Genomic DNA, 13,336 nt, shown 5'->3' on the forward strand with positions numbered 1-13,336 from the left:
GGCTGCGACGATCGGTCACGCGGCGGCCCGCCGACGGGCAGGGACAATCCACTCTCCCCGTCCTGCGCCTCCTGCCGATGATCCAGTCGCTCTACCTTGCCGGTCCCGACATCTTCCGTCCCGATGCCGCCGCCCGCGGCGAGCAGCTCAAGGCGTTGTGCGCGCGCCATGGTTTCGAGGGCCTGTTTCCCCTGGATGCCCAGGTGGCCGGCCACGCCACCGGCGATCCGCTGGAGACCGCGCGCTGGATCTACCGTGCCGACATCGGCCTGCTCGACGCGGCCGATGCAGTGCTGGCGAACCTGGATTTCTTCCGCGGTGCCGAACCGGACAGTGGCACCTGCTTCGAAGTGGGTTACGCGATCGCCCGCGGCAAGCCGGTCTACGGGTACGTGCCCGAAGGCGGCAGCCTGGCCGAACGCATCCGCCGGCGCTGCCCGGAATACCTGGGCGAAGACGCCGGCAACGACATGCAGGGCTGGCAGCTGGAGGAGTTCGGCCTGCCGCTCAACCTGATGCTCGCCGTGCCCTGCGTGATGGTGGTGGGCGATGCCGAAGCGGCATTGCAGCGCCTGCGTCGCGACCTCGACGCTCGGCACAGGGTCGCCTGAGCCGCGTCAGCGGCCGCCGTACAGCCGTTCGGCACGCTGGAACAGGATCCAGCTGGTCGCGATGTACTTGTCGCCGCCCACGGGGCGGTTGCCGCGGTGCGTGTGGGTGAACGCGGTCGGGGCGATCAGCAGGCTGCCGGTGCGTGGTGCGATCTTGCGCTGCTGGTGGAAGAATTCGGTTTCGCCCGCCTCGAAGCCATCGTTGAGGTAGAGCGTCCACAACACGTGGCGGTGCAGCGGCTCCGCATCGGCGCCCTTGGGGAACAGCTCGCAATGCCAGTAGGGATAACCGCCTTCGCCGGCCGGATAACGCTGCAGGTTGATCCGGCCCGGCACGAACACCGCCATGATCAGTCGCATCAGTGCATCGTCGTCCATGCCGGCGACGTCCTCGTAACCGAGGCGGCGCAACTGCCCGTCCTCGCCCGGCTGCTGCAGCATCAGCGGTGCGATCAGGCTGAAGGGATAGGTGCGCAGGTACTGCTTCAGCCCGGCGAGCACGGCTAGGTTGAGGCGCTGTTCCACGTCGCGCCAGTCGGCCTGCCCGCTGATGCTGATGTCGCGGCTGTGCTTGAGCTCCGGATGGTGGCCACCCCCGACCTGTCCCGGCCGGTCCTGCCGGCTGGCGTCGAAGCGCGCCACGATGGCGCGGCAGGTCGCCGCGTCCAGCGCGTCGTGGTAGACCTCGATGAAGTCGGCAGGATGCGGATGCGGTGTCATGGCCGGATTCTAGCCGCCCGTGTCGCGGTCAGGCGGCGGCGGTGTCGTGGGCCCGGTGATAACCGACGGCCGCCTCGACTTCCTTCTTCGATCCGAGGAACACCGGCACGCGCTGGTGCAGCTGGGTCGGGCGCAGCGACAGGATGTCCTCGCGCCCGGTGCTGGCGGCGCCGCCGGCCTGCTCCACCAGCATGGCCATCGGATTGGCCTCATACATCAGGCGCAGTTTGCCGGCCTTGCCCGGGTCCTTGCGGTCCCAGGGATAGATGAAGATGCCGCCGCGGGTCAGGATGCGGTGCACGTCGGCCACCATGCTGGCGATCCAGCGCATGTTGAAGTCCTTGCCGCGCGGACCTTCGCGACCGGCGAGCAGGTCGGTGACATAGGCCTGCATCGGCGCTTCCCAGTGGCGCTGGTTCGACATGTTGATGGCGAATTCCTTCGTTTCCTCGGGAATGCGCATGTCGCGCTGGGTCATCACGAACGCACCCTGCTCGCGGTCCAGGGTGAAGGCGTGCGTGCCGTTGCCGGTGGTCAGCACCAGCATCGTGCTCGGGCCGTAGATGCAGTAGCCGGCGGCCACCTGTTCCCGACCCGGCTGCAGGAAATGCGCGTCGCCCGGCGTGGTCACGCCGTCCGGGCAGCGCAGCACCGAGAAGATGGTACCGACCGAGACGTTGACGTCGATGTTCGAGCTGCCGTCCAGCGGGTCGAACAGCAGCAGGAAGCCTCCGCGCGGGTAGGCGTCCGGGATCGGCTGGCTGTGGTCCATTTCCTCCGAGGCGCACGCGGCCAGGTGGCCGCCCCAGGCATTGGCCTCCAGCAGGATGTCGTTGCTCAGCACGTCGAGCTTCTTCTGCGCCTCGCCCTGCACGTTGCCGGTGCCGGCATCGCCCAGCACGCCGCCCAGCGCGCCCTTGCTGACCGCGATGGAGATGCTGGTGCAGGCGCGGGCCACCACCGCGATCAGCTGGCGCAGGTCGGCGCTGATGCGGCCCGCGCGCTGTTCTTCGATCAGGTAACGGCTCAGCGAGACGGCGGACGGAGCGGAAGCGGGCATGATGGAGTCCACGGCGAAGGTGCGCGCATTGTCCGGGTTGAAGAGACCAATGCAAGACCATTCGCTATGCTCACGGTCGGCGACAGGAACGGCGCGATGGACGAAACAACTCCGGAAACCTGGCTGGCGCTGTCCTCGGCGCTGGGCCTGGGCCTGCTGATCGGGCTGGTGCGCGAGCGCCGCCCGGGGCGCGCGCATGCCATCGCCGGCCTGCGCACGCATGCGCTGGTGGCCCTGGCCGCCGCGGTCGCCATGTCGCTCGGTGTCCCCGTCCTGCTGGTGGCGCTGGCGCTGACCGGCCTGCTCGCCGCCATGGGCTACCGCGCCACGTCGGCGGACGACCCGGGCCTGACCAGCGAAGTGACGCTGGTGCTGACTTTCCTGCTGGGCGCGATGGCCATGCGCACGCCCGCACTGGCCACGGGGCTGGCGGTGGTGGTAGCGGTGCTGCTGTACGCCAAGGAGCCGCTGCACGAGCTGACCCGCGAGACCTTCAGCGAGCGCGAGGTGTTCGATGGCCTGCTGCTGCTGGCATCCGCCCTGGTCATCCTGCCGATCCTGCCGGACCGACCCATCGGCCCCTACCAGGCGATCAACCTGGCCACCATCTGGAAGCTGGTGGTGCTGGTGATGGCGGTGAGCGCACTGGGCCACGTGGTCCTGCGCGTGATCGGCAATCGCTGGGGCCTGGCGGCGGCGGGCTTCTTCGCCGGCTACGTGTCGTCCACCGCGGCGACCATCGGCTTCGGCCAGCGGGCGAAGGAAACCCCGTCGCTGCTGCGCTCCGCGGTGGCTGCCGCGCTGCTGTCCAACCTCGCGTCGCTGAGCCTGTGCGTGCCCATCCTGTGGGCCGTGTCGCCGCCGCTGGTGCGCGGCCTGCTGCCGGAGCTGGGCGTCATCGGCGCGGTCCTGCTGGCCGGCGGCCTGCTGGGCCTGCATCGCGGCGAGGACGATGCGGTGAAACCGCCGACGTCGGAGAGCCGCATGTTTCGCTTCGGGCAGGCGCTGGGCTTCGCGTTGCTGGTCGCGGCATTGACCTTCGTCGCCGCCGCACTGGCCGCCTGGATCGGCCCGCGCGGTGCGATGGCTGCCGCCGCGCTGTCGGCCGTGGCCGAACTGCACGCGGCCGTGGCCACGCTGGCCAACCAGTTCGCACGGGGCGGCCTGGAAGCCACCGAGGCGCGCGGGTGGATGCTGGCGCTGCTGGCCGCCAGCCTGATCGCGAAGTCGGTGATCGCCTGGGTCAGCGGCGGGGCGGCCTATGGCTGGCGGGTGTCGGCGGGGCTGATGGCGGCGCTGGCGGCGGGGGCGGCGATGGTGGTGGCGTTCTGAAGCGGCTCTTCTGTAGGAGCGACGTGAGTCGCGACCACGGAATCAACATGCCCTTGCGCCTGAAGACTCACGCAGATGGATCACTCGCGTGGCACGGAGTACGTACGGGCGAAGCATGCGGTCGCGACTCACGTCGCTCCTACAGAGGGACCCAGACTCAGATGATCCGCAGCGTGATCGCCTTCAACACGGCGCGGGTGCGGTCGCGGGTGCCCAGCTTGTCGAGGATGGTGGACACGTAGTTCTTCACCGTGCCCTCGGCGAGGAACAGCGTGCGCGCGATTTCCTTGTTGGAATAGCCGCCGGCCAGCAGGCGCAGGATCGCGACCTCGCGCTCGCTGAAGGTGTCGCTGGGTGGGACCTCGTCGCGGAAGCGGAAGCGCGCGCGCACCGGATCGGTGCTGACCGGCTGCAGCAGCGTCTCGCCGCCCGCCACGCGGCGGATGGCATCGTGCAGGTCCTCCGGTGCGGCGTCCTTCAGCAGGAAGCCCTGTGCACCGGCATCGGTCGCGCGCAGCAGCAGGTCGCTGTCGTCGAAGGTGGTGAGCAGCAGCACCGGCGTGCGGTCGCCGCGTTCGCGCAGCTTGATCAAGGCCTCGATCCCGTCCACGCCCGGCATGCGGATGTCGCTCAGCACCACGTCGACGGGCTGCATTTCCAGCTTCGCCAGCAGGTCGGCGCCGTCGTCGGCTTCGAACACCACCTCCACCTGCTGCGCCTTCAGCAGGGCGCGCAGCCCGGCGCGCACCAGGGCCTGATCGTCGGCCAGGGCAACACGCACTGTCATGCCGGCAGCCTCACGTCCAGGCGCAGGCCACCGCTCGCGCTGCTCCCCAACTGCATCTCGCCGCCGAGTGCGGCGACACGCTCGCGGATCCCCGACAGACCGTTGCCCTCGTGGATGCGGCCCTTGAGCCTGCCGTCGTCTTCGATGTGCAGGTGCATGCCCGCGTCCTCGTTCTTGAGTGAAACCGTCAGCGTGTCCGCGTTCGCGTGGCGGGCGGCATTGGTCAGGCACTCCTGCACGATGCGCAGCAGCGATTCGGCCACCGCGGGGTCGTCGACCTTCACGCCGTCGGCGATGGCCAGCCGCAGCGCGGGTCTGGGCAGTGGGGCCGCCAGCGCACGGATCGCCGTCTGCAGGTCCAGCCCGCGCGCATCGCGCAGGGCCTGCACCACGCTGCGGATGTCGTCCAGCAGTTCGGCGGACAACTGCTGCGCGATGCGGACCTCGTCGCGCGCGGCGAACACAGGGTCGCCGGCGAGCGCGCGCAGGTTGAGCTTCATCGCGGTGAGTTTGTGGCCGGCGACATCATGCAGCTCACGCGCCACGCGCAGGCGTTCGGCATCGCGCGCGCTGTCGGCCAGCAGGGCACGCGTGGCCAGCAGGTCCGCATTCACCAACGCCAACTGGTCGCGGGAATCCTCTGCGCGGCGGGCGTAATACACGCACAGGCCGGCGAGCGCCTGGAAGCCGATGTTGATCAGCGTCATCGTCAGGGGCGCGCCGAACCGGTGATGCACCATCAGCAGGTAGAACGCCACGTTCAACACCAGCGCGGCGCCCACGACCCCACGTGGCGACAGCACGTTCACCGCGCACGCCACCCAGACCACCAGCAGCACCTGCGCGGTACCCACGCGCGGCGTCAGCCAGGCCAGCAGCAGCGCCAGGCAGGCCATCGCCACCAGGGCGATCCGACGCGGCCATTCCCAGGTGTCCGGTGCCAGGGCGAACAGGAGGAATCCCAGCGCGTAAGCCGCCAGCGCGGCGGCCGCGGCTGGCAGCACCTCCGCCGGCAGGAAGCGCAGGCCCAACGACACGGCCGCCAGCGTGAACACGCCGGCCAGGGTCATGGGTTCGCGAAATCGGGTCAGGGCGGTCCACATGCGCCCATGCTGTCGCCTGCCTCGCGCCGGGGCAATGGCCCCGGCGCAAGTGGTGACTTCCGGCAGGTCAGCGTCGATCCGTCAGAACGCGTCGCCCGGCACGCGCACCGCGCCTTCCATCAGCACGCGCGCGCTGCGGCTCATCACCGCCTTCGTCACCACCCAGGCGCCGTCCACCTGCTTGACGTCGGCACCGACGCGCAGCGTGCCCGACGGATGGCCGAACACCAGCACCTCGCGCGTGCCGCCGCCGGCCGCCGCATTCACCACCGTGCCCGGCACGGCGGCCGCGGTGGCGATGGCGACCGAGGCCGTGCCCATCATCGCGTGGTGCAGCTTGCCCATGGACATGGCGCGCGCCAGGAGGTCAATGTCGGCGGCCTTCACCGGCTTGCCGCTGGACGACACGTAGTCCTTCGGCGGTGCGACGAAGGCGACCTTCGGCGTCAGCGGGCGCTTCGCCGCGGCCGCGACATCGGCGACCAGCCCCATGCGCACCGCGCCCTGCGCGCGGATCGCCTCGAGCTTCGCCAGGGCGACCTTGTCCTCGTTGATCGCACCCTGCAGTTCGGTGCCGTCGTAGCCCAGTGCGGCGGCTTCGACGAACACCATCGGCACGCCGGCGTTGATCATGGTGGCCTTGAACATGCCCACGCCGGGCACGTCCAGGTCGTCGACGAGGTGGCCGGTGGGAAACATCGCGCCACCGCCGTCGCCATCGCCCTCATCCGCGGGGTCGATGAACTCCAATTGCACTTCCGCGGCCGGGAACGTCACACCATCCAGCTCGAAGTCGCCCGTTTCCTGCACCTCGCCATCCGTCACCTGCACATGCGCCACGATGGTCTTCTGGATGTTGGCCTGCCAGATCCGCACGGTGCACAGGCCGTCGCGCGGCACGCGTGCCGGGTCGATCATTCCGTTCGCGATGGCGAAGGGTCCCACCGCCGACGACAGGTTGCCGCAGTTGCCGCTCCAGTCGATGAAGGCGCCTTCGATCGGGACCTGTCCGTACAGGTAATCCACGTCATGCCCGGGCTGCGTGCTCGGCGAAATGATCACCACCTTGCTGGTGCTCGACGTGGCCCCGCCCATGCCGTCGGTGTGCTTGCCATACGGATCGGGCGAACCGATCACGCGGCACAGCAACGCGTCACGCGCCGGTCCCGGCACCTGCGCCCGTTCGGGCAGGTCCTGCAGGCGGAAGAACACGCCTTTCGACGTGCCGCCGCGCATGTAGGTGGCGGGGATGCGGATCTGGGGAACGTGGGCCATGGAAAGGGTATCCGTTATGGTGACGGCTCACGCGCCGTCGGGAATCTCGGGTTCGACCAGCTTCGCCAGCATCTCCAGCGATTCCTGCCAGCCCTGGTAGCAAAAATCGACCGGAATCGCGGCGGGAATGCCTTCCTGCACGACGTTGAGCTCGGTGCCAATGACGCTCTTCTTCAGCGTCACCGTGACCTGCATCTGGCCCGGCAGGCCGGGGTTGTCGAACTGGTCGGTGTAGCGCAGCAGTTCGCCCTCGACCAGTTCCACATAGGTGCCACCGAAGGAATGACTGGACCCGGTGCCGAAGTTGGTGAACGACATCGTGTAGCCACCTCCCACGCGGGCGTCCATCGCATGGACCCTGCCGGTGAAACCGTGCGGCGGCAGCCACTTCACCATCGCGTCCGGATCGAGGAAGGCGCGGTAGACGCGCGACGGCGGCGCGCGCAGTACGCGGTGCAGGCGGACGGTACCGGGGGTGGCGTTGTCGGACATGATCGGACTCCTGTGCGGTGGGTGTACCCATACGACGAACGGGTCAGGCCGCTTTCGACGCGTCCAGGAAATCCTGGGCGAACCGCTGCAGCACCCCACCCGCCTCGTAGATCGAGACTTCCTCGTCCGAGTCCAGTCGGCAGGTCACCGGCACCCGCACGGTCTCGCCGTTCGCGCGGTGGATCACCAGCGTCAACGTCGCGCGCGGCCGGCGCTCGCCCACCACATCGAACGTTTCAGTGCCGTCGATGCCCCAGGTCTTGCGCGTCTGGCCCGGTTGGAACTCCAGCGGTAGCACGCCCATGCCGATCAGGTTGGTGCGGTGGATGCGCTCGAAGCCCTCGGCCACGATCGCTTCCACGCCAGCCAGACGCACGCCTTTCGCCGCCCAGTCGCGCGAGCTGCCCTGGCCGTAGTCGGCGCCGGCAATGATGACCAGCGGCTGCTTGCGGCCCATGTAGGTCTCGATGGCTTCCCACATGCGCACCACCTGCCCGTCCGGTTCGATGCGTGCCAGCGAGCCCTTCTTTACCTCGCCATCGACCACCGCCATCTCGTTGACCAGCTGCGGATTGGCGAAGGTCGCGCGCTGCGCGGTGAGGTGGTCGCCGCGGTGGGTGGCGTAGGAATTGAAGTCCTCTTCCGGCAGGCCCATCTTCGCCAGGTACTCGCCCGCCGCACTCGAGGCGAGGATCGCGTTCGACGGCGACAGGTGGTCGGTGGTGATGTTGTCGCCCAGCACCGCCAGTGGGCGCATGCCGCGCAGCGTGCGTTCGCCGGCCAAAGCGCCTTCCCAGTAGGGCGGACGACGGATGTAGGTGCTCTGCGGGCGCCAGGCGTAGAGCGGCTCGACGCGGCCGCCGTGCTCGACGCGCACGTTGAACATCGGCTCGTAGACCTTGCGGAACTGGTCAGGCTTCACGCTGGCCTTCACCACCGCGTCGATCTCCGCATCGCTGGGCCAGATGTCCTTCAACGTAATCGGGTTGCCGTCGGCGTCGAAGCCCAGCGCGTCCTTCTCGATGTCGAAGCGCACCGTGCCGGCGATGGCATAGGCGATCACCAGCGGCGGCGAGGCGAGGAAGGCCTGCTTGGCGTAGGGATGGATGCGCCCGTCGAAATTGCGGTTGCCCGACAGCACGGCGGTGGCGTAGAGGTCGCGGTCGATGATTTCCTGCTGGATCTTCGGATCCAGCGCGCCGCTCATGCCATTGCAGGTGGTGCAGGCGAAGGCGACGATGCCGAAGCCGAGTTTCTCGAGGTCGGGCAGCAGGCCGGATTCCTCCAGGTAAAGCTGCACGGCCTTGGAGCCGGGTGCCAGCGAACTCTTCACCCAGGGCTTGCGCACCAGTCCCTTCGCGTTGGCATTGCGCGCCAGCAGCGCCGCCGCGATGACGTTGCGCGGATTGGAGGTATTGGTGCACGAGGTGATGGCGGCGATGATGACCGCGCCATCGGGCATCAGGCCCTGCGCCTCCTCTGCCCTGCCCGCCTGCAGCTTGCCCTCGTCGGCGATGCCGCGCTCGGCCAGCGCGCTGGTCGGCAGGCGCCTGTGCGGATTGGACGGGCCGGCCATGTTGCGCACGACGGTGGACAGGTCGAAGTGCAGCGTGCGTTCGTACTGCGCGGTCTTCAGGTCGTCGGCCCACAGGCCTGCCGTCTTCGCGTAGGTCTCGACCAGCGCCACCTGTTCGTCGCTGCGGCCGGTCAGGCGCAGGTAGTCCAGCGTGTTGTCGTCGATGAAGAACATCGCGGCGGTCGCGCCGTACTCGGGCGCCATGTTGGAAATCGTCGCGCGGTCGCCGATGGTCAGCGCCGCGGCGCCTTCGCCCCGGAACTCCAGGTAGGCGCCGACGACCTTTTCCTTGCGCAGGAATTCGGTCAGCGCCAGCACCACGTCGGTCGCGGTGATGCCGGGCGCCGGCCTGCCCTGCAGTTCGACGCCGACGATGTCCGGCGTGCGCATCCACGAGGCGCGGCCGAGCATGACGTTCTCCGCCTCCAGTCCGCCCACGCCGACGGCGATCACGCCCAGCGCATCGACGTGCGGGGTGTGGCTGTCGGTGCCCACGCAGGTGTCGGGAAACGCGACGCCGTCCTGGACATAGACGACCGGCGACATCTTCTCCAGGTTGATCTGGTGCATGATCCCGTTGCCGGGCGGGATCACGTCGACGTTCTTGAACGCCTGCTTCGTCCAGTCGATGAAGTGGAAGCGGTCCTCGTTGCGGCGGTCCTCGATGGACCGGTTCTTCGCGAACGCATCCGGATCGTAGCCGCCGCATTCCACCGCCAGCGAGTGGTCGACGATCAGCTGCACCGGCACCACCGGGTTCACCTGCGCCGGGTCGCCGCCCATGTCGGCGATCGCATCGCGCAGCCCGGCCAGGTCCACCAGTGCGGTCTGGCCCAGGATGTCATGGCAGACCACGCGCACGGGAAACCACGGGAAATCCAGGTCGCGACGGCGTTCGACCAGCTGCCGCAGGTAGTCGTCGCGGCGTGCGGGATCGGCACGGCGCACGATGTTCTCGGCATGCACGCGCGCGGTGTACGGCAGCGTGGCCCAGGCGCCGGGCTGCAGGGCATCGACCGCGGCGCGCGCGTCGAAATAGTCGAGCGCGGTGCCCGGGAGCGAGGTGCGGAATTCGGTATTCATGGCGTGCCGTCTGCTGTGAACGAAGCGCGCGCGGCGCAGGCCGGGCGCGTTTCCCTATGCTACCGGAGGGGCACGTTATCGACGGGAGACGACGGCCTGTCGTCGGAAAGAAACCGGCGATGCGTTGACGGACATCATCAACCTGCGCCGGCCGTTGCGCTCACGGGCTGGCGAACCGCACGCGCGCTTCGCGAAGCACTGGCCTGCCCTCGGCGGTTGCCGTTGCCCGTGCGGCCGCACCGTCTACGGCATGGGCCGTGATGTCGCGGATACCGTGGCGTGCCAACGCATCGGCGACCACCTGGGCGCGTGCCTGGGCCAGTTCCGTATCGTTGCCGGCATACCCATCCACCTGCACGCGTTCCACGCCCCATCGCTGCAGCGCCCACGCCATGGTCTCCAGGCGGGATGCCTGGTCTTCCGTCAGTGTGGCATCGTCGTCGCCGAACGCGATCGCCGGCAAGGCCTGCATGGCCGGTACCACCTGCACCTTCAACCCCTCTCCGTTCGTGGAGAGCGACTGTTCGAGCCGGCGGGCCGCGGCGATGTCCAGGCCGGATCGGCCATTGAGCCGCCACCGAGCCTGCTGGCCGCCTTCCAGCATGTCCAGCTGGCCGAAGTGCGCCAGCACACGCTGGTGCAGGGCTTCCGCGGCCCGGGTGCCGGCGGACCGCGCCTGCGCATCCCGCTCGGCCACGTTCTGCAGGCGCAGCACGCTCTCGCGCAGCTGCGCCAGCGATGCCTGTTCGCTGGCCTGTGCCTGTTCGTCCGCTGTCAGCAGTTCGCGCAGCGACACCACCACCGGCCGCGACAGCGCCGACTCCAGCCGGTGCTCGATCTCGCGATCCAGCTGTGGCTTGTGCCGGGGAAGCAGCATCACCGCATCGATGTTCAGCGTGTTGCCGTTGCGGTCCACGCGCAGGGAGGTGACCTGCCCGCCATTGCTGCGCGCGGTTTCGTCCATCACGTTGCGGATGGTGCGGTCGGCCAAGCCGCGCGCCGCGATATCGCGCAGGGCCAGCCCCAGCGGGATCGACAGCAGCAGGAACGTGCCGACAATCATGGTGGCCTGCCAGGCGGTCTGCTTGGGCGTATCGTCCCCGCCGAACTGGTACCAGCGGGCCATGATGGTGACCGACAGTGCGATCGCCAGCAGGTTGGTCATGAACAGGAACAGCGCACCGCCGGCGATGCCCGCGTTCAACGTCGCAATGCCGAAGCCCACCACGGCCAGCGGCGGCATCAAGGCCGTCGCGATGGCGACGCCGACGATGGTCTCGCCCTTGCGGGTAATGGTGGCGTAGGCGCCGGCCAGGCCGGAGAACACGGCCACCAGAAGGTCGAACAGCGTGGGTTCGGTGCGGGCCAGGATTTCCGGCGTCGCTTCCTGCAGGGGGGAAACCAGGACGATCGCGGTGGCGGTGGTCAGTGCCACCGCGGTACCGACCGCCAGTGTCTTGAGCGACTCGCGCAGGCTGCGGAAGTCGAAGGTGGCCAGGGACATGCCCAGTTCGACGATCGGACCCATCAGCGGGGAGATCAGCATCGCGCCGATGATGACCGCGACCGAATTCTGCAGCAGGCCCAGCGTGGCGATGCCGCAGGCCATCACGGTCATGAAGGCATAGCGCGGCCCCAGCTGTCCACCCTCGTCGACGTTGCGCAACACCGCGGCCCGATCGACCTGCAGGTGTTCGCGCCGCCATTGGCGCAGCCAGCGCCACAACGCTTCGGCAGAGGCCATCGTGAGAACTCCGTCACGGAACCGGCGCGCATCATACCAATGGCGGCGGAGCGGCACGGCGCCCCGAGGCGGCCCGCTTACCTCATCCGAAGACCAGCGTGCCCTTCATCATGTTCCAGTGACCCGGAAACGAGCAGAAGAACGTGTACGCCCCACCCTTGCGCAACCGCGAGGTGGGGAACACCACCTCGGTGGACTGGCCGCCGCCGATCACCGGCGTATGCGCGATCACCCGCGCATCGTTGCGCGGCAGGTAGTCGTCGGAGAGCTTCATGCGGCCACCCGCCAGGCCCACGTCGCGGTGGTGGCGCGTCTCGGTCAGCACCCAGTTGTGCCCCATCGCCTGGGCCGGCATGCGGCCCACGTGCTTCAGCGTGACCCGCAGCTGGGCGCAGTCGCCGGGCACGCGGAGGGTCTTCAGGTTGAAGGTCATCATGTCCGTGGCTTCCACCGTGATCGCGCAGTTGCGGGCGAAGGCGGCGCTGGAGGCGCACCCCAGCGCGCAGAGGACGATCAGCGGTAACAGGCGTTGCAGCATGGGGCATCCGGACCGGAGGGGATGCCCGCGATTGTACGGTGCGGGTCAGACGTCGCCGCCGTCCGCCCAGCCCTCGCCCGTGCCGCGGTGGAACACGCGGTCGCCGTCGCGCACATCGCCGGCCGGGATCGCGTCCTGCGCCTCCAGCCGCGCGTAGATTGGGGTGAAGTCCGGCGCGGTGGCGTCCATCAGCTGCTCGAAGCTGTCGATGACGAAGTAGGTCTTCTGGAACGTATCGATGCGGTAGCGCGTGCGCATGATCCGCTCCAGGTCGAAGCCGATGCGGTTGGGCGCGTCCGATTCCAGCGAATACAGCGACTCGCCCTTCGACGACACGATGCCCGCGCCGTAGATGCGCAGGCCGTCCTTCGTGTCGATCAGGCCGAACTCCACCGTGTACCAGTAAAGCCGTGTCAGGTGCTGCAGCGCATCCGGGCCGATCCCATGCGCCTTCACGCCGCCCTTGCCGTACGCCTCCATGTAGTCGGCGAACACGGGGTTCATGAGTAGCGGCACATGGCCGAACAGGTCGTGGAACAGGTCGGGTTCGGCGATGTAGTCGATCTGGTCCGGGCGGCGGATCCACCAGGTCACCGGGAAGCGGCGGTTGGCCAGATGGTCGAAGAACTCCAGCTCCGGCAGCAGGCCTTCCACGCCAACCAGCTGCCAGCCGGTAGTGGCACGCAGGACGTCGTTCAATTCATCGAAGCGCGGGATGCGGTCCGGCGTCATGCCCATGGCGTCCTGGGCCTGCAGGAACTCGTCGCACGCGCGTCCTACCAGCAGCGCCCGCTGGCGCTCGTACAGCGCGCCCCAGGTGGCATGGTCGTCGGCGGGATAGTCCGCCGGCTGGTCCACGACGGCGGTCGTGTAGACCGGCACGTAGCCCTTGTCGGTCTGCTGGTGCTCGACGCGGCGCGGCTCGTTCATGGCGATTCCCTTCGATAGGCGGGTGATGGGACGATGCTAGCGGCAGAGCCGCGCAACAGGCTTGCAAAGTTGCGCTAGATCCGAC

The 13,336-nt window shown here is 68.7% G+C and carries 12 protein-coding genes; 2 read left to right on the forward strand and 10 right to left on the reverse strand.

Going from position 1 to position 13,336, the window contains the following annotated elements; translation table 11 throughout:
• Window positions 1-77: 77 nt before the first annotated feature.
• On the forward strand, window positions 78-611 hold the full coding sequence (locus CSC76_RS05570) for a nucleoside 2-deoxyribosyltransferase (protein ID WP_162109045.1): 534 nt from the start codon (window positions 78-80) through the stop codon (window positions 609-611).
• A gap of 6 nt (window positions 612-617) precedes the next feature.
• Here CSC76_RS05570 and CSC76_RS05575 read toward each other — a convergent pair whose 3' ends face one another.
• Both CSC76_RS05575 and CSC76_RS05580 read right to left on the reverse strand, forming a co-directional pair.
• Window positions 618-1,331, reverse strand: coding sequence for a 2OG-Fe(II) oxygenase (locus CSC76_RS05575; protein WP_162109046.1), 714 nt, complete (start codon window positions 1,329-1,331; stop codon window positions 618-620).
• Between the two features lie 28 nt (window positions 1,332-1,359).
• Window positions 1,360-2,391, reverse strand: a complete 1,032-nt coding sequence (locus tag CSC76_RS05580; protein ID WP_162109047.1) for a class 1 fructose-bisphosphatase — start codon at window positions 2,389-2,391, stop codon at window positions 1,360-1,362.
• Window positions 2,392-2,487: 96 nt separating this feature from the next.
• On the opposite strand from CSC76_RS05580, the gene CSC76_RS05585 reads away from it, so the two are divergent.
• A complete protein-coding gene (locus CSC76_RS05585; RefSeq protein ID WP_162109048.1) occupies window positions 2,488-3,723 on the forward strand; it encodes an MgtC/SapB family protein in 1,236 nt (411 codons plus the stop codon).
• Between the two features lie 157 nt (window positions 3,724-3,880).
• Here the strand turns inward: CSC76_RS05585 and CSC76_RS05590 are convergent, their stop codons facing one another.
• The 8 genes from CSC76_RS05590 to phhA form a co-directional block, all read right to left on the reverse strand.
• Window positions 3,881-4,510 carry a response regulator transcription factor gene (locus CSC76_RS05590; protein ID WP_162109049.1) on the reverse strand — a complete coding sequence of 210 codons (630 nt, stop codon included), beginning with the start codon at window positions 4,508-4,510 and terminating at the stop codon, window positions 3,881-3,883.
• Window positions 4,507-5,613, reverse strand: a complete 1,107-nt coding sequence (locus CSC76_RS05595) for a sensor histidine kinase (protein WP_162109050.1) — start codon at window positions 5,611-5,613, stop codon at window positions 4,507-4,509. Before CSC76_RS05595 ends, CSC76_RS05590 begins: the two co-directional genes overlap by 4 nt.
• Before the next feature lie 81 nt (window positions 5,614-5,694).
• On the reverse strand, window positions 5,695-6,888 hold the full coding sequence (prpF, locus tag CSC76_RS05600; RefSeq protein WP_162109051.1) for a 2-methylaconitate cis-trans isomerase PrpF: 1,194 nt from the start codon (window positions 6,886-6,888) through the stop codon (window positions 5,695-5,697).
• Between the two features lie 27 nt (window positions 6,889-6,915).
• Window positions 6,916-7,380: an SRPBCC family protein gene (locus CSC76_RS05605; protein WP_162109052.1), complete on the reverse strand. Its 465-nt coding sequence runs from the start codon at window positions 7,378-7,380 to the stop codon at window positions 6,916-6,918.
• A gap of 43 nt (window positions 7,381-7,423) precedes the next feature.
• On the reverse strand, window positions 7,424-10,039 hold the full coding sequence (gene acnD / locus CSC76_RS05610; protein ID WP_162109053.1) for a Fe/S-dependent 2-methylisocitrate dehydratase AcnD: 2,616 nt from the start codon (window positions 10,037-10,039) through the stop codon (window positions 7,424-7,426).
• A gap of 160 nt (window positions 10,040-10,199) precedes the next feature.
• Window positions 10,200-11,783 carry a TIGR00341 family protein gene (locus CSC76_RS05615; protein WP_162109054.1) on the reverse strand — a complete coding sequence of 528 codons (1,584 nt, stop codon included), beginning with the start codon at window positions 11,781-11,783 and terminating at the stop codon, window positions 10,200-10,202.
• A gap of 82 nt (window positions 11,784-11,865) precedes the next feature.
• A complete protein-coding gene (gene azu, locus CSC76_RS05620; RefSeq protein WP_162109055.1) occupies window positions 11,866-12,321 on the reverse strand; it encodes an azurin in 456 nt (151 codons plus the stop codon).
• A 45-nt stretch (window positions 12,322-12,366) separates the two neighbouring features.
• Window positions 12,367-13,251 (reverse strand): phenylalanine 4-monooxygenase, encoded by an 885-nt coding sequence (gene phhA / locus CSC76_RS05625; RefSeq protein WP_162109056.1) that lies wholly within the window; start codon window positions 13,249-13,251, stop codon window positions 12,367-12,369.
• Window positions 13,252-13,336: the final 85 nt, after the last annotated feature.

The organism is Pseudoxanthomonas mexicana, assembly GCF_010093385.1.
Classification (GTDB): Bacteria; Pseudomonadota; Gammaproteobacteria; order Xanthomonadales; family Xanthomonadaceae; genus Pseudoxanthomonas_A; species Pseudoxanthomonas_A mexicana.